The organism is Pseudomonas caspiana (assembly GCF_040224095.2).
Lineage (GTDB): Bacteria > Pseudomonadota > Gammaproteobacteria > Pseudomonadales > Pseudomonadaceae > Aquipseudomonas > Aquipseudomonas caspiana.
Genome location: NZ_CP167995.1, coordinates 4,187,823 through 4,210,127 on the forward strand (window position 1 = coordinate 4,187,823; position 22,305 = coordinate 4,210,127).

General features: G+C 57.3%; 24 protein-coding genes. All 24 read right to left on the minus strand.

Going from position 1 to position 22,305, the window contains the following annotated elements; genetic code table 11:
* Window positions 1-5: 5 nt before the first annotated feature.
* The 24 genes from ABRP31_RS19015 to ABRP31_RS19130 all read right to left on the minus strand — a co-directional run bounded on the left by ABRP31_RS19015 (window position 6) and on the right by ABRP31_RS19130 (window position 22,204).
* Window positions 6-593, minus strand: coding sequence for a CvpA family protein (locus tag ABRP31_RS19015; protein ID WP_243247698.1), 588 nt, complete (start codon window positions 591-593; stop codon window positions 6-8).
* A 97-nt stretch (window positions 594-690) separates the two neighbouring features.
* Window positions 691-1,362, minus strand: a complete 672-nt coding sequence (locus tag ABRP31_RS19020) for an SPOR domain-containing protein (protein WP_349972968.1) — start codon at window positions 1,360-1,362, stop codon at window positions 691-693.
* On the minus strand, window positions 1,346-2,653 hold the full coding sequence (folC, locus tag ABRP31_RS19025; RefSeq protein ID WP_349972966.1) for a bifunctional tetrahydrofolate synthase/dihydrofolate synthase: 1,308 nt from the start codon (window positions 2,651-2,653) through the stop codon (window positions 1,346-1,348). The genes ABRP31_RS19020 and folC overlap by 17 nt, the downstream gene beginning before the upstream one ends.
* A complete protein-coding gene (gene accD / locus ABRP31_RS19030) occupies window positions 2,650-3,570 on the minus strand; it encodes an acetyl-CoA carboxylase, carboxyltransferase subunit beta (RefSeq protein ID WP_087265627.1) in 921 nt (306 codons plus the stop codon). The genes folC and accD overlap by 4 nt, the downstream gene beginning before the upstream one ends.
* 279 nt (window positions 3,571-3,849) lie before the next feature.
* Window positions 3,850-4,470 carry a phosphoribosylanthranilate isomerase gene (locus ABRP31_RS19035; protein WP_087265514.1) on the minus strand — a complete coding sequence of 207 codons (621 nt, stop codon included), beginning with the start codon at window positions 4,468-4,470 and terminating at the stop codon, window positions 3,850-3,852.
* 60 nt (window positions 4,471-4,530) lie between these two features.
* On the minus strand, window positions 4,531-5,355 hold the full coding sequence (gene truA / locus ABRP31_RS19040) for a tRNA pseudouridine(38-40) synthase TruA (protein ID WP_087265513.1): 825 nt from the start codon (window positions 5,353-5,355) through the stop codon (window positions 4,531-4,533).
* Between the two features lie 156 nt (window positions 5,356-5,511).
* Window positions 5,512-8,367, minus strand: coding sequence for a FimV/HubP family polar landmark protein (locus ABRP31_RS19045; protein ID WP_349972964.1), 2,856 nt, complete (start codon window positions 8,365-8,367; stop codon window positions 5,512-5,514).
* Between the two features lie 114 nt (window positions 8,368-8,481).
* Complete coding sequence (locus tag ABRP31_RS19050) at window positions 8,482-9,492, minus strand: aspartate-semialdehyde dehydrogenase (protein WP_087265511.1); 1,011 nt, start codon at window positions 9,490-9,492, stop codon at window positions 8,482-8,484.
* Window positions 9,493-9,571: 79 nt separating this feature from the next.
* Window positions 9,572-10,132: a DUF1285 domain-containing protein gene (locus ABRP31_RS19055; protein WP_087265510.1), complete on the minus strand. Its 561-nt coding sequence runs from the start codon at window positions 10,130-10,132 to the stop codon at window positions 9,572-9,574.
* Window positions 10,133-10,141: 9 nt separating this feature from the next.
* Window positions 10,142-10,747, minus strand: coding sequence for a DUF4823 domain-containing protein (locus ABRP31_RS19060; RefSeq protein WP_349972962.1), 606 nt, complete (start codon window positions 10,745-10,747; stop codon window positions 10,142-10,144).
* A 139-nt stretch (window positions 10,748-10,886) separates the two neighbouring features.
* Window positions 10,887-11,549 (minus strand): TetR/AcrR family transcriptional regulator, encoded by a 663-nt coding sequence (locus tag ABRP31_RS19065; protein WP_087265508.1) that lies wholly within the window; start codon window positions 11,547-11,549, stop codon window positions 10,887-10,889.
* A gap of 393 nt (window positions 11,550-11,942) precedes the next feature.
* Window positions 11,943-12,728 carry a TatD family hydrolase gene (locus ABRP31_RS19070; protein ID WP_087265507.1) on the minus strand — a complete coding sequence of 262 codons (786 nt, stop codon included), beginning with the start codon at window positions 12,726-12,728 and terminating at the stop codon, window positions 11,943-11,945.
* A 12-nt stretch (window positions 12,729-12,740) separates the two neighbouring features.
* Window positions 12,741-13,097: a PilZ domain-containing protein gene (locus tag ABRP31_RS19075; protein WP_087265506.1), complete on the minus strand. Its 357-nt coding sequence runs from the start codon at window positions 13,095-13,097 to the stop codon at window positions 12,741-12,743.
* A 129-nt stretch (window positions 13,098-13,226) separates the two neighbouring features.
* Entirely contained in the window at window positions 13,227-14,213 is a 987-nt protein-coding gene (locus ABRP31_RS19080) for a DNA polymerase III subunit delta' (RefSeq protein ID WP_349972958.1), read from the minus strand.
* Entirely contained in the window at window positions 14,206-14,838 is a 633-nt protein-coding gene (tmk, locus tag ABRP31_RS19085) for a dTMP kinase (protein ID WP_349972956.1), read from the minus strand. Before tmk ends, ABRP31_RS19080 begins: the two co-directional genes overlap by 8 nt.
* Before the next feature lie 19 nt (window positions 14,839-14,857).
* A complete protein-coding gene (gene mltG, locus ABRP31_RS19090; protein WP_349972954.1) occupies window positions 14,858-16,015 on the minus strand; it encodes an endolytic transglycosylase MltG in 1,158 nt (385 codons plus the stop codon).
* Window positions 16,015-16,833, minus strand: a complete 819-nt coding sequence (gene pabC, locus ABRP31_RS19095; protein ID WP_349972952.1) for an aminodeoxychorismate lyase — start codon at window positions 16,831-16,833, stop codon at window positions 16,015-16,017. The genes mltG and pabC overlap by 1 nt, the downstream gene beginning before the upstream one ends.
* Window positions 16,833-18,077 (minus strand): beta-ketoacyl-ACP synthase II, encoded by a 1,245-nt coding sequence (gene fabF, locus ABRP31_RS19100; protein ID WP_087265501.1) that lies wholly within the window; start codon window positions 18,075-18,077, stop codon window positions 16,833-16,835. The genes pabC and fabF overlap by 1 nt, the downstream gene beginning before the upstream one ends.
* 120 nt (window positions 18,078-18,197) lie before the next feature.
* Window positions 18,198-18,434 (minus strand): acyl carrier protein, encoded by a 237-nt coding sequence (gene acpP / locus ABRP31_RS19105; RefSeq protein ID WP_087265500.1) that lies wholly within the window; start codon window positions 18,432-18,434, stop codon window positions 18,198-18,200.
* Window positions 18,435-18,620: 186 nt separating this feature from the next.
* Window positions 18,621-19,361 carry a 3-oxoacyl-ACP reductase FabG gene (fabG, locus tag ABRP31_RS19110; RefSeq protein WP_087265499.1) on the minus strand — a complete coding sequence of 247 codons (741 nt, stop codon included), beginning with the start codon at window positions 19,359-19,361 and terminating at the stop codon, window positions 18,621-18,623.
* Between the two features lie 14 nt (window positions 19,362-19,375).
* Window positions 19,376-20,314 (minus strand): ACP S-malonyltransferase, encoded by a 939-nt coding sequence (gene fabD, locus ABRP31_RS19115; protein ID WP_349972949.1) that lies wholly within the window; start codon window positions 20,312-20,314, stop codon window positions 19,376-19,378.
* A gap of 154 nt (window positions 20,315-20,468) precedes the next feature.
* A complete protein-coding gene (gene plsX / locus ABRP31_RS19120) occupies window positions 20,469-21,476 on the minus strand; it encodes a phosphate acyltransferase PlsX (RefSeq protein ID WP_349972947.1) in 1,008 nt (335 codons plus the stop codon).
* Window positions 21,477-21,480: 4 nt separating this feature from the next.
* Window positions 21,481-21,663 (minus strand): 50S ribosomal protein L32, encoded by a 183-nt coding sequence (rpmF, locus tag ABRP31_RS19125; RefSeq protein WP_003179396.1) that lies wholly within the window; start codon window positions 21,661-21,663, stop codon window positions 21,481-21,483.
* 13 nt (window positions 21,664-21,676) lie between these two features.
* Window positions 21,677-22,204, minus strand: a complete 528-nt coding sequence (locus tag ABRP31_RS19130; RefSeq protein ID WP_122664942.1) for a YceD family protein — start codon at window positions 22,202-22,204, stop codon at window positions 21,677-21,679.
* Window positions 22,205-22,305: the final 101 nt, after the last annotated feature.

A 22,305-nucleotide genomic window follows, 5' to 3' on the forward strand; every position in this document is an offset into this window, starting at 1 on the left:
AACCCCTACTTAGTGGAACTGGATTTACCGAGCACTTCCTGCGGCATTGTAGGCGGCAGGAGGTGTTCCTTGAACGGCAGTTCAGCAGGTACGCTGACTCCGCTGGCTAGCCACTTGCTGGACATCCCGAGAATCAGGTTTTTCGACCAGTCAGCGACCATGAGAAATTGCGGCACCAACCTCGATTGCTGCCACCATTGATCCTGTTGTACCGGCCCCAGGCTCAACAGCCCGACGGCCACTACTACAAGCAAGCCTCCGCGCGCTGCGCCAAAGACCATGCCGAGAAAGCGATCGGTCCCGGAAAGCCCGGTGACACGTATCAGTTCCCCAATAAGAAAGTTGATCATTGCGCCGACCAGCAAGGTGGCGACGAATAGAATAGTACAGGCCGCAATAACACGAAACGACGGCGTTTCGATGTAATTGACCAGATAACCCGATAATCCTGCACCAAACATCCAGGCGACGACACCTGCAATGATCCAGGTCACCAGCGACAGGGCTTCCTTGACGAAGCCGCGCTTGAGACTGATCAGAGCGGAGATAGCGACGATCGCGAGGATCGCCCAGTCGACCGGGGTAAAGGGCACGTTTGAGCCTGCAAACAGATAAGGCGGCGCATTTTAGCAGAGCGCCCGCCCGCCGGTAAGCAGCATTTCCGGCAGACGCGCAATCATCTGAAAAGCATCAACCCTGCTCAGGCTGAAAACGCACCACAATGCCCTTGAGCTTCTGCTGTTTATCGAGCTGGTCACGCAGGCGATCAGCCTCTGCGCGCTCGATCAAAGGCCCTACGAACACCCGGTTTACCCCGTTCGCAGTGCGAATGTAGGCGTTGTAGCCTTGGGTGCGCAGGGTTTTCTGCAGGTTGTCGGCGTTGGCGCGATTGGACATGCTCGCCAGCTGCACCGACCAACTGACAGAAAGACCGTTTGCGTCAACACCTGACGGCGCGGCAGGTTTGGCAGCCGCTTGCGCTGGCGGTGCCGCCGGCGTCGGAGCTGGAGTCGGAGTTGGCGGGGTCACTGGCTTGGTAGCCGGTTTGGCTGCAGACGGCGTCGCAGGCTTCACTTCGGGCGGAGCCGGGGCGATCGGCATGGACGGTGCCTGGTTTTGCGCGGCTATTTCATCATCGCCAGGGACAGGCTCCTGAATTGGCACCTGAGGTTCAGGCACCGGCACCGGCTGAACCTGCACTTGAGGAGCTACAGGCGCTTGCGGAGCAGCAGGCGCATCGACCTGAACATGGCGCGTCTCATCCTGACGCGTGAACAGCATCGGCAGGAAGATCACCGCCACGGCGATAAGCACCAGGGCACCGACCATTCGCTGTTTGAATACGTTATCCAGCAGAGCCATTTGCAGCTTCCTCTATGGCGTGCCGGGTCAACCATTCCAGGGCCTCGGCAACACAGTAAAAAGACCCGAACAGCAAAATCTCGTCATCGGCTGTAGCGTGCGAGCACTGGAATTCCAGTGCCGACGCAACACTCTGATAGGACGTCACGTGTGCGCCAAGGTTCTGAAGTGCCGCCTGCAAATCAGCCGCAGGTCGGCTGCGGGAAGTCGGCAGCGGTGCAACGGCCCAGTCATCGATACTGGAAGCCAGCTCGGCAACGACGCCTTCCAGCTCCTTGTCAGCCAACAGACCAAAGACCGCCAGACGCCTGCCAGCCACTGGGCGCTGAGCCATGCGTTGCGCCAGAAACTGCGCAGCGTGGGGGTTGTGCCCCACGTCCATCAACAAATTCAGGTCCTTGCCGTGCCAGTTGAAGGAGCGTCGATCCAGGCGACCGATGATCCGCGTATCGAGCAACGCTGCGAGAATCCGCTCCGGCTGCCAGGCAACATCCAGCAATAGATAAGCCTGCAACGCCAGGGCAGCGTTTTCCATCGGCAGATCGAGCAATGGCAAATCGAGCAATTCAACCCGCTGCCCCTGCCCGTCCTGACCAACCCAGCTCCAGTTACGATCAGTGATCGACAAGTCGAACTCACGCCCGCGCAGCATCAGCGGGCAATTGAGTTGTTCGGCTTTATCAAGCAGCGGCAGAGGCGGATCGAGATCACCACACAGCACGGGGCAACCTTCGCGGAAAATCCCGGCCTTCTCGAACGCTACGGACTCGCGGGTATCACCCAGCCAGTCCGCATGGTCGATCCCGATGCTGGTCACTACAGCCAGGTCGGCATCAACCAGGTTCACGGCATCGAGACGACCACCCAGGCCGACCTCAAGCACCGCTACATCAAGCGCCGCCTGCTCGAACAGCCAGAAAGCCGCCAGCGTCCCCATTTCAAAATAGGTCAGCGACACGCCACCGCGAGCAGCTTCCACAGCCGCGAAAGCATCACAGAGCTCCAGGTCAGTAGCTTCAACACCCTGCACCTGCACACGCTCGTTGTAGCGCAGCAAATGCGGAGAACTGTAGACCCCGACTTTAAGACCCTGGGCACGGAGTAACGAGGCCAGAAAGGCGCAGGTCGAGCCTTTGCCGTTGGTCCCGGTTACCGTAATCACCCTGGGAGCTGGCCGGGTCAGACCCAATTGCTGCGCAACTTGCCGCGACCTGTCCAGCCCCATATCAATGGCAGATGGATGCAACTGCTCAAGATAGGCGAGCCAGTCGCCCAGGGATCCTGGCGTCATACGTTGGCGGGCGCCGGAGGAACGACCACTGGCTCGATGACCGGTGCGACGAATTTAGGCGTCGGCAGGTTCATCATTTGGGCCAGCAGGTTACCCAGACGCTGACGCAGCTCCTGACGGTGAATGATCATGTCGATAGCGCCGTGCTCCAGCAGGAACTCACTGCGCTGGAAGCCTTCGGGCAGTTTTTCGCGAACAGTCTGCTCGATAACACGAGGACCAGCGAAGCCGATCAGTGCTTTTGGCTCAGCGACGATAACGTCACCCAGCATCGCCAGACTCGCCGAAACGCCGCCGTAAACAGGGTCAGTCAATACGGAAATGAACGGCAGACCTTCTTCACGAAGACGAGCCAGCACAGCCGAAGTCTTGGCCATCTGCATCAGCGAGATCAGTGCTTCCTGCATGCGTGCGCCGCCGGAAGCAGCGAAGCAAATCATCGGGCAGCGTTTTTCCAGCGCATAGTTGGCAGCCTGAACGAAACGCTCGCCTACGATCGCGCCCATCGAACCGCCCATGAAGGAGAATTCGAAAGCCGAGACCACAACAGGCATCCCCAACAGGGAGCCGCTCATGGAGATAAGCGCGTCTTTTTCACCGGTCTGCTTCTGCGCACCGGTCAGGCGATCCTTGTACTTCTTGCTGTCGCGGAACTTGAGACGGTCTACCGGCTCCAGATCGGCGCCGATCTCGGAACGGCCTTCTTCATCCAGGAAGATATCCAGACGAGCACGAGCGCCAATGCGCATGTGGTGATTGCACTTGGGGCAAACATCCAGGGTCTTTTCCAGCTCGGGACGGTAGAGCACCGCTTCACAGGAAGGGCATTTATGCCATAGGCCTTCAGGAACCGAGCTCTTCTTGACCTCGGAACGCATGATCGAAGGGATCAGTTTGTCTACCAACCAGTTGCTCATGCTTTTTTTCTCCAGTACCGGTGGCTCGAACGCCTGGCGACTCAGCACCCTGCGCATGCCCTTTAGCTAATTCGTAAATGACTTGAAACTGCCTGTGCGTGGCCGCCAGATGGCGGGACCAGCCTCACATACAGTTTCAATCGTGATTCAAATAACCGTAGCGAGGTTACAAGGACCTCGCCCGTAAAAATCTGCCCGTAAAAATCCGGGTACGCCTGCCTGTTGCACAGACAGGTTTGTGGACGGTTGCCGATGAAAACCCGTCACATCGAACCGCCATCAACAACCATGCACCGCGCTCATGAACGCGCGAATCTTGTCATGATCCTTGACGCCTTTGCTCTTCTCTACCCCGCCGCTGACGTCCACTGCGTAGGGCCGAACCTGGGAAATGGCCTGCGCTACATTGGCAGAGGTCAAGCCACCAGCCAGAATAATCGGTTTTTCCAGATCGCTCGGGATCAGCGCCCAGTCAAAGGTTTCACCCGTACCACCCGGTACGCCCGCGACATAGGCGTCGAGCAGGATACCGCTGGCTCTGGAGTACAAACGGCAACTGGCAGCGATATCGTCACCGGCCTGCACCCGCAATGCCTTGATGAACGGGCGATGATAACCGTCACACTGCTCAGGCGTCTCATCACCGTGAAACTGCAACATATCCAGCGGTACCGCATCCAGGGTTTCGTTGAGTTCACAACGACTGGCGTTGACGAACAAACCGACCGTGCTGATAAACGGCGGCAATGCGGCAATAATCGCCCGCGCCTGCTGAACGCTTACCGCTCTCGGGCTTTTAGCGTAGAACACAAAGCCGATAGCATCGGCACCCGCCTCGACGGCCGCCAATGCATCTTCTATGCGGGTAATCCCGCAGATCTTGCTGCGAACGGCTGACATGTAAAGAAACCTCAAGCCTTTCGGGGAAGGCCCGGATGTTAACAAATGCTGTTACAGGCGTCAGCCGTCAAGTTCCGAGAAGCCTGTGAGAAAGTGCGGCCCTATATAGCGCTCTGGCAACGGGAACTCGTCGCGGTACTCGACCTGCACCAGATATAGCCCGAATGGGTGCGCGGTGACCCCACCCGTGCGACGAACCTTGCTTTCCAGCACATCCCGCGCCCACTCGACTGGACGCTCACCGGCGCCAATGGTCATCAGCACGCCAGCTATGTTGCGCACCATGTGGTGCAGAAACGCGTTGGCGCGCACATCAATCACGATCATCTTGCCGTGCTGCGTGACCCGCAGATGATGCAATTGCTTGATGGGTGACTTGGCTTGGCACTGCCCGGCGCGGAAGGCACTGAAATCATGAGTGCCCACCAGATATTGCGCTGCCTGAGCCATGCGCTCGACGTCCAGGGGACGATGGTTCCAGGTAATTTCCTGATTCAGATGCGCCGGACGAATCTGGTCGTTATAGATGACGTAGCGATAACGTCGGGCAATGGCCTTGAAACGCGCATGAAAATCAGCGGGCATGACCTTGGCCCAACTGACGCTGATGTCATGGGGCAGATTGATGTTGGCGCCCATCACCCAGGCTTTCATCGAACGCTGGGCCTGAGTATCAAAGTGCACAACCTGCCCGCAGGCATGCACACCGGCATCGGTTCGTCCGGCGCACATCAGCGACACCGGCGAATCAGCAACTTTCGACAAAGCATCTTCGAGAGTCTCCTGAACCGTCAGCACCCCGGATGCCTGACGCTGCCAACCGGAATAACGCGAGCCTTTGTACTCGACCCCGAGCGCAATTCGGGAAAAGCCTTCAGCAGCCATTTCGGCTGCCGGGTTATCTATGTTCGCCAAGAGGTAAAAGCCTGTCGGATTGCAAAATGGCGGCCATTATAGGGCCGTCGAAAAAAGACGCCATGTGCCCGACGCTATAAATGCAAACGGCCGCATAAGCGGCCGTTGCAATACAGCGGTAACGAATCAGACCAGACGAGAGAGCATGTCCCGCGCTTCGGTCTTTTGACCGTCATCACCTTCGGATACCACTTCATCGAGGATATCGCGAGCACCATCGCTGTCACCCATTTCGATGTAGGCACGAGCCAGATCGAGCTTGGTGGCGGCTTCGTCGGTACCGGACAGGAAATCAAATTCCGGCTCGTCATCCATCAACGCCATGTCATCAGCGGTGAAGCTTGGCGCTTCAAATGGCTCAGCCATTGGTGGATGCTCAAGATTCTGCGACAAACGCTCCAGCTCGGCGTTTACGTCATCAATCTCCGAAGCAAACGCCTTGGCAGCGGGATCAGATTCGATTTCATCCGACAGCGACAAATCGAAGTCATCCGGCAAGTCCAGATCATGTTCAGGCTCAGGCTCCACTACAGGTGCCGGCTCACCCAGATCCAGTGGCTGCTCGTCGAGGCTGAGCAGGAAATCATCTTCCGTGGTCAGCGCGGGCTCGTCTTCCGCCAGATCCAGATCGAAATCAGCCAGATCATCAGGCGTGCTGACAACAGGCGTCTCAGTCTGCTGCCTCAGCAGCGACTCAAAGCTTGGCTCGTCGGCTTCAGGTGTTGGCGCATCCAGCTCAAAGTCGGCGACATGATCAGGCGCACTCAGATCGACCACGTGCTCCGGCGATGCCTGTTCGAGATCGTCCAGACTCAGATCGAAATCATGCTCGAAGTCATCAGGCTCAGCGGCTGGGGCTTCAGACTCAGGAGCGGCCTCTGGAACGGCAGCGACAACTTCAGGCGCAGCAGCAATGACCGGCTCTGGATCAAGTTCAGGCTCAGGTTCTGGCTGTACTTCGAGAACAGGTGGCTGCGGCTCTTCTTCATCGAGCAGCAGCTCCTCAACATATTTGGCATCCAGCTCAGCGGCCACCGCTGCCGCGGAGGCTGTTGCTGCCGCAGCTACAACAGCTGCGGTAACCATGGTCGGGTAACGACTCTTTAGCTGCTCGACCTCAGCTTGATGCTTTCCCCGTGCCACCACTTTGCGCTCGTGCGCCGCGAAAGCCTTGGTATTGCCCTGCTCTGCATAGATTTCCATCAGTTTCAGACGGATATCATCGCGCGCCGGATCTTCTTTAACGGCTTCCTCCAGCAGTTCGACAGCCTGATTCATACGGCCATAAGCGATATGGATTTCAGCCTGAACCAATGGATCCGCAGGACGCTCTTTCGGACCGCCTGCCGGGCCCGGAGGCGCCATGGTCACGTTAGGCGATGCAACGCCCAGCCCTTCAAAGCTGGCTTGCGGCAATTCCATGTCCATATCGGAAACGAAATCAGACTCTTCAGCCAGGGCTCGTGCCATGCGCTTGTGCTTCTCGGCTTCGGCTTTGGCATTGCGACGGCGAGCCAGGAACAGCATCAGCAGAAGCAGGAATAGCACTACAGCACCGCCGATGATGCCGAGCACCACCGGGTTATTAAGCAGCTGTTTGAATGCGTTATCAGCGTCGGACTCAGGCGCAACCACCGGCTCGACAGCCAGCGGCTGATCTGCTCCAGGCGTGGTCACTTGAGCGGCACCGGCTGGCAAAGCATCTTCGGGAGCGATTTCGCCTGGCGGTTTGGCTGCGGCTTCCGGCGTACCAGGCGCGGCAACCACTGCTGCCGGCATGGCCGAATCAGCAGGATTTGCAGCCGCTGTTGCGTCAGGGGCCGCACCCGGCGTCGCAGGAGGCACTACGCCCCCGGCAGCCTGCATCTTGGCCAGTTGATCGCTTTTCAGTTGAATCAGACGCTGCATCTTGTCGAGCTGGCTTTGCAGGTCGTTCATGCGGCTCTTCAGTTCCGCGTTATCACGACGTGCGGTGTCCAGATTTTCCTGAGCCACTGCCAGCTTGTTGCTCAACTCTTTCTCGCCTGCAGAAGCTTTGCCCGCAGTGTTGGAACCTGCTGATACCAGACTCAGGTTATCGCCAGCTTCAACCCGGGAAGGCGCTTCACCGGCACGATCACGACGGGTTGCATCCACCTGACGAGTGCCTGAAGGCGTTCTGCGCCCCTGACGCCATGCCTGGTTCTGCGCAGCCACCTCAGTGATGGCTTGTGGTTGCGGCAAGCTGGTCGATTGCGATGGCGTTGGCAGACGCAACACCTGACCTTTCTTCATTCGGTTGATGTTGCCGCCGATGAATGCGTCCGGATTCAGTGCCTGAATCGCCAGCATCGTCTGCTGCACAGTACCGCCATTGCGATGTTTCTCGGCGATCTCCCACAGCGTGTCGTTATTGCTGGTGGTGTAAATAGCCGGTTTTGTATTGGTATCCGCCGCTGGCGCTGGAGCGGCTGGAGTCTCGGCTGTCGGTGCTGGCGCCGGAGCGACCGGTTCCTCGGCAACTGGCGTTGTTGAAGGCAACTGTGCTGCTGCGGCTGGAGCCGAGGCGGCCGCTGCAGCAGCGGCTGCCGCTTCAGGGGAATATTTGGGCGGATCAAGCAACAGGCTGTACTCGCGCAGCAAGCGACCGTTTGGCCACAACACTTGAACGAGGAATTTTACAAAGGGTTCGCGTACCGGCCTGCTGGAGGTGATACGCAAGACACTCTTGCCGCTGGCGTTGATCACCGGTGTGAACGTGAGGTCGTTGAGAAACGCCTGACGGGTTACACCAGCCTGTGCGAAATCAGCGGTCGTTGCCAGACTCGGCACCACTTGCGAGGCATTCAAGCCCTGCGCTTCCGTCAATTCGATTTCGGCTACCAGCGGCTGGTTCAGGGTCGACTTGACCGACAATTCCCCGAGCCCCAGCGCATGCGCCATTCCAGATGACAGCGCCGAAGCCGCAGCAATTGCTAAAACCAGTTTGCGAACCTGAACCATAGCCCATCCCTTGTTAAAAAATTCCTCGGCATCCGAGAGGTAAAAGTACTTATCTCAGGAGCTTGGAGGACACGCCTGGCTAGAATGATTCTTCAAATTGCTGCCAAGTATCTTTTACACATAGTCTTTTATCAACAATTCCGCGACCTGCACAGCGTTGAGACCTGCACCTTTGCGTACATTATCCGACGTGACCCACAGATTTAGCTCACAAGGATCGTCGATTCCACTCCGTACGCGTCCTACATAAACAACGTCTTGCCCTACAGCATCGCCCACCGCAGTCGGGTAATCGCCAGCTTCGACCAACTCGATTCCAGCCGCCGATTCAAGTGCCGTGTTGACCGCCGCGAGATCTACAGGTGCCGCCGTTACCAGCGAAACCGTGAAGCTGTCGCCAAAAAACACCGGGGCCTGAACGCTTGCCGCGCAAACCTTCAGTAAAGGCAGAGCCAGCAACTCTCGCAACTCCGCGACCAGACGCTTTTCCAGCGGCACATGCCCTTCTGCATCCGGCGTCCCCACTTGAGCCAGCAGGTTGAAGGCCATTTGCCGATCAAAAAAACGCGGCTCCAGCGGACGAACATTGAGCAACTCTGTCGTCTGGCGCGCCAGTTCAGAGACGCCTTCACGCCCTTGACTGGATACCGCCAGACAGGCCGTGACGCTGACACGCTGAATATCCAGCACCGCCAGCAAAGGTGCCAGTGTCAGCGCCAGCGCTGCGCCGGAAGGACTCGGGCTGCCCACTTGAAACGGTTTGCCATACGATTCGATCAATGCGCCATTGATTTCGGGAATCACATTCGGCGCTTCTTCCGGGGACAGTCCGCCAGACAGGTCTATGACCGAACATCCAGCAGCAGTCGCGCGTGCAGCATAGCTGCGGGTGATCGCCGGGCCGGCCGCAAAGAACGCGACCTGCGCCTTACTGAAATCGAACTCGTCGACTTCCCTCACGCGGACATTCTTGCCTCTGAACGGCACGGAATGACCTGCCGATTCGATACTCGCCAGCAGGTGCAACTGAGCGACAGGAAAGTTGCGCTCTTCGAGAATCTGGACGATGGTTTCGCCGACAGTACCGGTGGCGCCGATGACGGCAATATCAAAGGACTGATTCATGCAAAAACCTCAGGTAAAACGGGGAGCGGCACTTTAACCGCCGAGTACAAAGCAGGCAATTGACAGGCAACTTATTGATTCAAGGCTCAAGGCCTATGGGAAAGAACTCCCCGTGACTCCAGACACCCAGCCAGCGCTGACCGTCAATGTCCCGGGAAACCGCCAGTTCTACCAATTGATAGAACACGTTGCGATGGATCAGTGCTTCAAGGTTGGCACGAACGTGAATATAGGGTGCAGGCTCTTCGGTTTGCAGATCCACGACCACGCGTAACGGGTGATCCGGACCTGCTTCGGTGTCGTCCTCGACATTGGTCGAGAAGCGCAAAATCTGCTGCTCACCCTCGCCTTCCACAACCAGACTGACCGCTACAAAGGGCGCGTCATCGACGCGAATCCGGACCTTTTCCACTGGAGTAATCAGGAAGTAATCATCGCCATCACGGCGCATGATCGTCGAAAACAGCCGGACCATGGGCTTGCGGCCAATCGGCGTACCCAAGTAATACCAAGTGCCATCCCGAGCGATACGCATATCGATATCGCCGCAGAAATCCGGATTCCACAGATGAACCGGTGGTAATCCCTTGCTCTTGGGGATCTGCGCAAACAGATCATTGGCCTTGCCCGGACCGGTCATTTTTTCTCCTTAGCGACTCAGACCCAACAAACTACGAGCGTATTCCTCAAGCGGCGGGCCGAGCAAATCTTCTGGTTTATTGTCGTAGAACGTCAGCAATCCGCCACGAATACGAATACGGGCCGTGTCGATCAAGTAGCGAGTGCTGGTCTCGATCAACATCAACTGGATCACTCCGTTATCGATGCCGAGTCGGTCCAGCGCTTCCTGGTCGGACCATTCATCCGTATTGCCGATGCGATCATCAGCCTTGGCAAAACGAGTGTAGAGCAAGTAATGGGCACCGAAACCACGGGCTTCGGTCATGGCCTCATCCAGCCCAAGCGGAGCACGGGCGCGGCGAACCATCGGAAAATATTCGATGAAGCCGTTAAAGGCCTCTTCAGCCACTACGTTCTGCTTGGGACTCGGACTTGAGTTAGGCGGGACGAACGCCCCTTGGGCGATGTAGATGAACGAGTCAGCCTGTATGCGCCAATTGCCGATACGGCGGGTTTCGCCGTGATCGAGAATCCCGGCATCACTCAATTGATCCTTGGTGCCCTGGGCCAGATCGCTGACACTCATGCAACCACTCAACGCCAACAGCGCCAGTAACAGAACCAGGCTACGCATTATTCCCCTCCCAAAAGCCGGTGACGGAAAACCGGCGAATGGTCATCGGATGCAGCTTCCGCGCCAGACCGCGCCCGAAAGCTGAATAATGCGCTTTTTAATGTACAGCCCCCTCGGACAGGATGCTGTAGCGACTCAGTTATTGATCCGTGGAATCCGGCTTGGGATCGGCAATGACCTCGGTATCGCGCTTACGCTTGTTGCCCATGCGCACGCCGATGTCCATCAGGAACTGGAAGAAGCCTTCCTGATCTTCGAGCACATTGCTCCAGAACGGCGAGTGGTACAACGCCACCGCGCCATGCACCAGAGCCCAGGCGGCACAATAGTGGAAGTACGGCGGAACGTCTTCGAGCTTGCCTTCGTTGATTCGTCCCTTGATCAGCAGCGTCAGGTGTTCGAAGTTCGAGGCGCGAATCTTGTGCAGTTCTTCGACCAGCTCCGGCACCTGATTGCCTTTGACGACCTTTTCTTCAAGACGATCAAACAGGCGATAACGCTGAGGGTCGCGCATACGGAATTCGAAATAGGCGCGGGAGAGCGACTCTTTGTCCTTTTCCAGATCCGCAGAATGCAGCAACTCGTTCAAATCCCGCTCGTAGTCGAGCATCAGGCGCAGATAGATTTCCGCCTTGGATTTGAAGTGCTTATAGATAGTGCCTTTGCCAATACCCACAGCATCCGCAATCATCTCGACAGTGACGCTGTCTTCGCCTTCATCGAGAAACAACTTAAGCGCGGTGTCGAGGATTTCCTGCTCACGGCGGCGAAACTCACGGACCTTACGAGGTTCTTTTTGCATATTGAGAAGGTCTGCACGGCTCAAAATCGAAGCCCGGTATTATGCCTAACTTGCGCGAAATTGCACGGATCATCCGACCGTGGTTCGGTAAATTCGTGAAAAGCCGATTTGGGGAGAAGAGTGTCGGACAATTCGGAGGCTCGTCGTTAACAATAATGGCGCGAGACAAAACGGACTCAAGAACCTCTGGCCTATTCCAAATCTGTTTAAAAAACGTACAGAAGCAACTGGACGCCCGGCGATCCTGACCAATACTTACTTCGTTGGCGCGACATCTCCCCCAAGTGGAGCGCCGATAAAGGTGCCGATGGATAGCGCACCTTTGTTTTACTCCTAATGGTCTTAACCCGGATTCACCCCCCAGAACCCGGGTTTTTTTTGCCTGCGATTCCGTTAAGCCTTGAGATGCGCCAGAGGAAACAGACGGGCAAAGTTGGCAGTCGTCATCTCGGCAAACTGCTCGTATGACTCGCCCCGCAACATAGCCAGAAACTCGGCCACTTCGCGCACGTACTGAGGCAGGTTAGGTTTGCCTCGATAAGGGATGGGCGCGAGGTAAGGCGAATCTGTTTCTACCAACAGGCGATCTGCTGGGACCTGACGCGCAACATCGCGCAGCGCATCGGCATTGCGGAAGGTGACGATGCCGGACAGGGAAATGTAGAAACCAAGGTCCAGTGCCGCCTTGGCCATTTCCCAGTCCTCAGTGAAACAATGCAGCACGCCACCTTGTGGCAAGGCCGCTTCGCGCAACAGGTTCAACGTGTCGGCCCGTGCCCCCCGCGTATGAACAATGACCGGCTTGCCAGTGATGTTCGCGGCTTGCAGGTGCAGCCGAAAGGACGCCTGCTGCAGTTCTGCCGCCTCAGGTTCATAGTGGTAATCCAGACCGGTTTCACCAATCGCCACCACCCGCGGGTGATCGAGTTCCTTGAGCAACCAGTCCAGCGCCGGAGTCTCGCCCGGGGTCAGGTCCAGCGGGTGAATACCCACCGAGCAATCGACATCATCGTAGCGTTCGGCCAGGGCCTTGACCGCCCCGGCATTGTCGGCGCTGACGCCAATGCATAGAAAGTGTCCGACACCCCGGCCACGCGCAGCTTCAAGGGCAGCATCCAGCGAGCCGGAATGCTGGGCGAGGTCCAGACGGTCAAGGTGGCAATGAGAATCTACAAGCATGGAAATAGACAACTACATCGTGTGAGTAGGACGGTCGGACTTCAAAGCGCCGGCCAGATAGGTTTCGATCATGGTGCGAGCCGTGTTGTCACCGTCATTGAATTGCACGCCGACTCCAGCCGCGCGATTGCCCTGAGCACCCTTGGGCGTAATCCATGTCACCTTGCCCGCGACCGGAATTTTCTCCGGCTCATCCATCAGGTTGAGCAGCATGAACACCTCATCCCCCAACTTGTAGCTCTTGCTGGTCGGAATGAACAGCCCGCCATTTTTGATGAAGGGCATGTAAGCGGCGTAAAGAACCGACTTGTCCTTGATAGTCAGAGACAAAATGCCATTTCGTGGACCGGAATTCAGCGGTTGGCTCATGGCAACTCCTATCAAATAAAACATAACCAACTGAATATAAATGCGCTTTCTGTAGGAGCTTACGAGCATCGCTATCGCGGCCTCGCATTGCTCATGCGCTCCTACAGGCCCAATGTTTGCGACTAAAGCCTAGCGCTGACTGATCAACCCGGCCCATTGAACGAGCAAGGCTTCAAGCAACAGCACCCGGTTAAGGTTAGCCTTGGACATGACCTTCTGACGCTGGGCCAGGATCCAGTCCTGAATCTCGAGGACCCTGCCCTGCGCGGACTTCTGCGCCAGATATTGCACTACTTTACGCATATCTTCCAAACCGAGGCCTTGTTCGTCCTGGGTCAGTTGATAGCGCAGAATCAGGTGGGACCAATCGCAGAACCAGTCAAACAACAGCAACAGCGGGATGTCCTTCCAGCCTTCAGCCAGTTGAGTCGGCGATTGTTGCTGCTTGAGCAGCTTCTTCACGCCATCCACGACCTGAGCCCGCTGCTCGCGTACGCCCTGAGCCTGGAGACTCACAGCGGCAAGCGGTGAACCTGCGGCCAGGGTGAGCAACTCGCGTCGCTCATCCTCACTGCATTCCGGCAAAGCCTTGGTCAGCCAGACGAGGCTCATCTCCTCACTGGGCAGCGGGCAGGCCTGTTGCACGCAACGGCTTTTGACTGTGGGCAACAATCGACTGGGTTGATGACTGACCAACAACAAAACGGTATTACCCGATGGCTCTTCAAGGCTTTTCAACAAGGCGTTGGCAGCGTTGATATTCATCGACTCGACCGGCTCGATCAACACCACTTTGCGACCACCCATTTGTGCAGTCTGCACGACGAAACTCACCAGATCGCGGACCTGATCGACCTTGATCGCCTTGTCCGCCTCTTCCGGCTCAAGCACGTAGTTGTCCGGATGGCTTCCCGCCGCGAGCAACAGACAGGACTTGCACTGGCCGCAGGCCTCAAGCCCTTCGGGACGCTGGCACAGCAAACTGCCCATAAGCCGCTCGGCCAAAGCCCGCTTGCCGATACCCACTGGCCCATGCAGCAGATAGGCGTGAGCGTGCTGAGCGCGCCCCGCCAACTGCTGCCAGAGTTGCTCCTGCCAGGGATACGCTTCAGCCACGGTATAAACTCAACAGCTCGGGCAGCAACGCATCAAGAGATCGCTGCACCTGAGGCAGAGTTTGTGCTGCGTCTACGAGGCGATAACGCCCAGGCTCGGCCTTGGCGCGGTTCAGATAAGTGCTGCGCACCGCATCGAAAAAGGTACGTCCTTCCTGCTCGAAACGGTCAAGTCGCCCACGGGCAGTGGCGCGTGCCAGACCTACCTCTACAGGCAAATCGAACACCAGCGTCAGGTCCGGGCGCAAATCACCCTGCACGAAACTCTCCAGGGTGGCGATCCGTTCGTGAGACAAGCCCCGACCACCCCCTTGATAGGCGTAAGTCGCGTCAGTGAAACGATCACACAGGACAACAGCCCCACGCGCCAACGCCGGGCGAATCACTTCGGCCAGATGCTGCGCGCGGGCAGCAAACACCAGCAGTAACTCGGTGTCGGCATGCATGGCTTCATCGCTGGGCGCCAGCAACAGTTCGCGAATGCGTTCGGCCAGCGGTGTACCGCCGGGTTCGCGCGTCAAAAATACATCGATGCCTTCGGCGCGCAGTTGCGCTGCCAGGTATTCACGGTTGGTGCTTTTACCCGCACCTTCCGGACCTTCCAAGGTGATAAACAGGCCGGTCACAGGCTGTACTCAATTAAATTCATTGTGATTTTTGCTCGCTCGGCGCCGCGTTTTCTTCAGATTTCGATTCGTCAGCTGTCGCAGGATTCGGCTCCACCGCCGGAACAGGGTCCGCAGGTGTTGCCGGCACAACAGGAGTTACGACCGGAGCCGGACTCGATCGGTAGTCGGCACGGCGCTTGAGCTGGAACTCACGGACAGCGGCGTTATGCGCATCCAGGTTGTCGGAAAATACATGACTGCCATCGCCTCGGGCAACGAAGTACAAGCTGCGACCCGCCACGGGATTGAGCGCTGCATGAATGGCTTCACGCCCTACCAGCGAGATAGGGGTCGGCGGCAAGCCTGCGATGACGTAGGTGTTGTAAGGCGTCGGCTCTTTCAGATGCGCACGCGTCAGTTTGCCGGTGTAACGCTCACCCAGACCGTAGATCACCGTTGGATCTGTTTGCAGCAACATGCCCAAGGCCAGCCTGCGAACGAAAACACCGGCGATCTGGCCGCGCTCTTGCGGGACTCCGGTCTCTTTTTCAACCAGCGACGCCATGATCAGCGCTTGATAAGAATCGGTATACGGCACATCCGCCGCACGCTTGGCCCACTCATCTTCCAGCACTTCGTCGAGACGCTTGTAAGCCTGTTTGAGGATTTCAGCGTCAGTCATACCGCGTACGTAGCGGTAAGTGTCCGGAAAGAACCGCCCTTCGGGAAAAACATCCGGATGACCGATTTTAGCCATCAGCTCAGCGTCGCTGAGATTACCCAGCGTCTGCTCAAGCTTGGCTTGCTTGGCCAACGCGGCACGCACTTGACGGAAATTCCAGCCTTCGACCAGTGTCAGGCTGTATTGCACGACTTCGCCGCGCTGCCACAGAGCGAGCAAAGACTGTGCGTCCATGCCTGGCGTCATGCGGTATTCGCCACTGTGCAGGGCCTCATCCGACAGGTTGAAGCGCCAGTACAGCCGCAACCAGAAAGCGTCCTTGATCACGCCGTCAGTTTGCAAACGATTGAGCAGACCACCCGGTGTCGAACCGGCAGGAACGTCCAGCATTTGTTCCTGGGTGACGTTCAAGGGTTGATGCAATGCCTCGTTCTGCTGCCAGTACGCATAACCCAGCCCAAGACCTGCCAGGACCAGCCCCGTTTCCAGCAACAGCAAAAATTTTCGAATCACTAAGCGATATCCAGAAGGGCAAGAGCTGTGCGCTGCAGTTTACGGGTGAGCGGCCCAACCGACCAGCTCAGCTGTTCGAACCCGCACACCGGCCAGACGCCGTAGACACTGTTGCAGACAAATACTTCGTCAGCATGTTCCAGATCAGCCATGTGCAGATCACGAACTTCGAGCTGAATACCAAGCTTCGGCGCTTGTTCCAGGAGCTCGCCACGCATCACTCCGGCAACGCCGCTACGACTCAAGTCTGCCGTGAGCAGCACGTTATCGCGGACTACAAACAGATTGCTGTAAACCCCTTCGATAATCCTCCCGGAAAGATCACGCATCAGCCCTTCGGCAAATTCGGGGCTCTGCCATTCCGAACGGGCAAGCACTTGCTCGAGACGGTTCAAATGCTTCAAACCCGCCAGCAAAGGTTGCTCAGCCAGACGAGTGACACAGGGAAACAAGCGAATGCCCTGCTCTGCATGAGCGGCCGGATAGACAGGCAGCGGGCTGCCCTGAAGAATTCTTAGCGGTTGGGAGTGCGGATCCGGGGCATAACCGCGCTGACTATCGCCCCGGGCAAGAATCAACTTCATGACGCCATCGCCGAGCTGTTGGGCAAAAGCCAGCAACTCGTTACGAATCAGAATCTGATCAGCTTTGATACCGAGACGATCACAGCCGCGCAGCAAGCGCCGCATGTGCTGATCCAGGAGCGATGGTTGCCCCGCCCTTACGGCGATGGTCTCAAAGAGCCCATCTCCGTAAGCCAGCCCTCTATTCCTGACAGAAAGCGTGTCGGCCGGACATCCATCGACCCAGCCTGGCATCACTCAGCGAACCGGCGGAACACCAGAGAGCCGTTGGTACCACCAAAACCGAAGGAGTTGGAGATCACCACATCGATGGGCATGTTGCGCGCCTCGTGCGGTACGAAGTCCAGATCGCAGCCTTCGCCCGGCTCATCAAGGTTGATGGTCGGCGGCGCTACCTGGCCGTTGATCGCCAGCACACTAAAGATAGCTTCAACCGCACCGGCGGCACCCAGCAAGTGACCGGTCATGGATTTGGTGGAGCTGACCGCCAGTTTGTAGGCGTGATCGCCAAATACACTCTTGATCGCATTGGCTTCGGCAAGGTCACCGGCCATGGTCGAGGTGCCGTGGGCGTTGATGTACTGAACCTGATCAGTGTTGACCTGGGCGTCTTTCAGCGCATTACGGATGCAGCGGGCAGCACCGGCGCCGTCGTCTGGCGGCGAGGTCATGTGGTAGGCGTCACCGCTCATGCCAAAGCCGATCAGCTCGGCATAAATCGTCGCGCCGCGCGCTTTGGCATGTTCCAGCTCCTCAAGAACCAACGCACCGGAACCATCGGACAGGACAAAACCATCACGACTCTTGTCCCAGGGACGGCTGGCACGCGTCGGATCGTCGTTGCGGGTCGACAGCGCACGGGAAGCACCAAAGCCCCCCATACCCAACCCGCAGGCCGCCATCTCGGCGCCGCCCGCAATCATCACATCGGCTTCGCCGTAGGCAATGTTGCGTGCTGCCATGCCAATGCAATGCGTACCCGTGGTGCAGGCAGTCGCAATGGCGTAGTTAGGTCCCTGTGTACCCAAATGGATCGACAGGAAACCGGAAATCATGTTGATGATCGAACCCGGCACGAAAAACGGCGAAATACGCCCTGGCCCTTGCTCATGCAGAGAACGGCTGTTGTTTTCGATATTGGTCAGGCCACCAATTCCAGAACCCATGGCAACGCCAATGCGCTCACGGTTTGCATCGGTGACTTCCAGGCCGGAATTACGCACAGCCTGAAAGCTGGCAGCGAGACCGTACTGGATGAATAGATCGAGCCGGCGAGCCTCTTTGGGCGCCAGATACTCTTCGACGTTGAAGCCCTTGATCGAACCGCCAAAGCGGGTGGTGTAAGCCGAAAGGTCTGTGTGTTCGATAAGGTTAATGCCACTGCGACCAGCCAGAATACCCTGCCAACTGCTCGGCACATCCGTACCCAATGGCGACAGCATACCCATACCGGTGACCACGACGCGTCTACGCGACACAGGACTCTCCTTTTCTCTCATTGACTACGACAGGACATCACAGGACATCGTTTTAAAGAAAAAACCGCACGCCGGTAAGGCAGTGCGGTTTTCCCATGACCCAGCAACGATTACTGAATGTTACGCCTGGTGGGCAGTAACGTAATCGATAGCAGCTTGAACAGTGGTGATCTTCTCGGCTTCTTCGTCAGGGATTTCGGTCTCGAATTCCTCTTCCAGAGCCATTACCAGCTCAACGGTGTCAAGGGAGTCGGCACCCAGGTCTTCAACGAAGGAAGCAGTGTTAACAACTTCCTCAGATTTGACGCCAAGTTGCTCAGCAACGATTTTCTTGACGCGCTCTTCGATGGTGCTCATACCGTGTTTTAACTCCTAGTGGACAAATTCAGGCAGCTGGCCGATGGGTAAGTGTATAGAAGAGGATTTGCGTATTTCAAGCTAAACGCATTTCCCGATACGCCCATCACCCCTCTGCCCATTAAAAGATTTCAGCTTTATAACGGATTTTAGACAGCCCGTATTACATTTTTTTGAAACGGGCGATCACATATACATGCCGCCGTTAACGGGGATTGTAGCCCCGGTAACGTAGCCTGCACCTTCCGAGGCAAGAAAAGCGACAACATGCGCAATCTCTTCTGCCTGCCCCAGGCGACCCAGAGGAATCTGTGCCGTCAGGGAATCGCGTTGCGCCTGAGGTAGCTCACGGGTCATATCGGTGTCGATAAAACCAGGGGTTACCGAATTGACGGTTACCGCACGCGAACCCACTTCACGCGCCAATGCGCGACTGAAACCTTCCAGACCCGCTTTCGCGGCGGCATAGTTTACTTGGCCTGCGTTGCCCATGGCACCCACAACAGAACCAATACTGATGATTCGACCCCAACGCGCCTTGGTCATACCACGCAAAACGCCCTTGGACAGACGGAAAAGGCTGTTCAGGTTGGTGTTGACGACATCATTCCACTCGTCGTCTTTCATGCGCATCATCAGGTTGTCACGAGTGATACCGGCATTATTGACCAGAATCAACGGTGCGCCAACGCGCTCCTGAATCTGCGACAGCACGGAATCCACGGATTCGGCGCTGCAGACGTCCAGCATCAGGCCGAAGCCCTCGATACCGTTTTCCTTGAACGTTGCGCTGATGCGCTCGGCACCGGACTCGGATGTAGCCGTTCCGACCACAACAGCACCATTACGACCCAATTCCAGGGCAATGGCTTGACCAATACCGCGACTGGCACCGGTCACCAGTGCAACTTTACCTTGCAGGCTCATGCAAGCTCTCCTAATCAGGCCAGTGCCGCACGGGCGGCGGCATAGGCGTCTGGGGTATCCAGGTTGTAGGTCGTCACGCCTTCGGCGCAACGCTTGTTCAGACCAGCCAGGACTTTGCCCGGGCCACACTCAATCAACTGGGTAGCGCCATTTGCAGCCAGAGCCTGGATCGATTCGACCCAGCGGACCGGCTTGTACAACTGTTGCAGCAAATCGGTTTTCAACGTACCCAAATCGGTCACCACACTGGCGCTGACGTTCTGTACCAGCGGAATCTGCGGCGCTTGCCACTCGATCGCTTCGATCGACTCGGCAAAGCGCTCGGCCGCTGGACGCATCAGCTCGCAGTGCGAAGGAACACTGACCGGCAATGGCAATGCACGCTTGGCGCCACGCGCCTTGCACAGCTCCATGGCACGCTTTACAGCCTCGGCGGAACCAGCAATCACAACCTGACCCGGCGAGTTGAAATTGACCGCGCTGACCACTTCGCCCTGAGCCGCTTCGGCGCAGGCAGCGATAACATCAGCATCGTCCAGACCGAGAATCGCAGCCATGCCGCCCTGCCCCGCCGGAACAGCTTCCTGCATCAACTGACCACGACGCTCAACCAGCTTGACTGCGTCGGCCAGACTCAAGCTTTGAGCTGCTACCAGCGCGCTGTATTCACCCAGGCTGTGACCGGCGACAAAAGCAGGAACCGTACCGCCTTCAGCCAGCCACACATGCCACAAGGCAACCGAAGCAGTGAGGATTGCAGGCTGGGTCTTGTCGGTCTGATTGAGCGACTCGGCAGGACCTGCCTGAGTCAACGCCCACAGGTCATAACCCAAGGCATCGGATGCCTGCGCGAAAGTATCGAGGATCAGCGGATGCTGTGCGCCCTGATCGGCGAGCATGCCGAGCGATTGCGATCCTTGACCCGGAAAGACGAATGCGAGGGATGCAGACATTAAACAAGCCCCTGATTATGGTCGTCGAAATAAACACCCGGCCAAGGCCGAGTGCGAGAAATTCAAATTGAAGCAACTTGCCGGTTTTGATGACCGGTCAGTCAGCAGCGTCACATTCTAGCGGACGCGAACCGTAAACGTCGCCAGAGAAAGCCTATAACAGCTCACCAAGGCGTCCGTGCAAGCGCTGCGGCAGGTTTTCCTGAATCTCGATCAGCGCACGCTGAATCGCACTCTGAAAACCCTGCACACTGGCAGAGCCATGGCTCTTGACCACAATGCCCTGCAAACCGAGAAAGCTTGCCCCGTTGTGCCGTGCCGGCGCCAGATCAGCCTGCAGGCGCTTGAGCAAGGGCATCGCCAGCGCGCCGACCGTCCTGGACAGCAGATTTTGCTTGAACAAGGTTTCAATTCGCGCGGCGATCATGCTTGCCAGCCCTTCGCTGGACTTAAGCACGATATTGCCGACGAAACCGTCACAGACCACAACATCGGCTTGGCCGCGATACATCCCGTCACCTTCGACAAAGCCGGTGTAGTTCAGACCCGGCGCCGCCTGCAAAAGACTCGCAGCCAGCTTGACCTGCTGATTACCCTTGATGTCTTCGGTCCCGACGTTGAGCAGCGCGACTTTTGGCCTCACCACACCCAACGCCTCGGCCGCCACCGCTCCCATCACAGCAAACTGATAGAGATTTTCGGCACTGCAATCGACATTCGCCCCCAAATCCAGCAGCTGACAATAGCCACGCTGGGTAGGAATGGCCGCAACCATCGCAGGACGGTCAATGCCTGGCAGGGTTTTCAGGACAAAACGCGAAAGCGCCATCAACGCACCGGTATTCCCGGCACTGACACACGCCTGTGCCTGCCCGCTCGCCACCAGATCCAGCGCCACGCGCATCGAAGAGTCAGGCTTGCCACGTAACGCCTGAGACGGCCGTTCATCCATGGCGATCACCTCACTGGCATTCACAATGCGCAGACGTGAGCGATCCACACCAGAATGGCGGGCGACGAGTTCTTCAATAAGGGGGGCTTGACCCACAAGGATCAGTTGAAGCGAGGGCGTAGCAGACAGGCACGCGAGGCTAGCCTGAACAATGTTGCGGGGACCGAAGTCCCCGCCCATTGCGTCGATCGCGATGATCGGAGCGGACAAGAAATTACTCGTCAGCGCCCTTGTCGATCACTTTACGACCACGGTAAACACCTTCCGGCGAAACGTGGTGACGCAGGTGAACTTCACCAGTGGTCTTTTCTACCGACAGAGTGCTTGCCTCAAGAGCGTCGTGCGAACGACGCATGTCACGGGCAGAGCGGGATTTTTTGTTCTGCTGAACAGCCATAATTGATTAACTCCTAAACGTTTGGGTCACGCTTTAACTGCGCCAATACACTGAACGGGTTGGACCGCGTTACCTCGTCCACGCTCGGTTCGGGCTCATCGAGACCCGCCGGCTGCTGGCATTCTTCCGGATGATGAGCAGGCACAATGGGCAAGGCGAGCAAAAGCTCCTCCTCGATCAGTGCCAGCAGATCCAATGGATCTTCGCCCAGTTCCAGCACGTCATAACCTTTCGGTAACGACTGGGTATTCGCACCCTCCTTCACTACAGCGTAACTGCACTCGCTGTGGATCGGCAGGGTGACCAGCTCAAGACAACGCTGGCAAACCATTTTGACTTCGACGTCGATTGCACTGTGGATAACCACGGAGCGACGTTCGTCACGCTCAAAAATGAATTTAGCCTGCACCGTACCGACAGTGTCGGAAAGCGGGTCGCAGAGTCTCTCCAAATCGGCCAGCAGCACTTCACCTTGAAGGGTAGTGCCACGATCAGCCAATTTGCGCGGGTCAACGTGAGGTGGAATCGGGTCATTCAACATAGGCGCAGCATTCTAGGGACGACCCCAAGGCATGTCAAAGGAAATTCAGGCCAATAATCCTGCACAAGACTGATTAGAATCGGTTTTCACTTTTTGGAGAA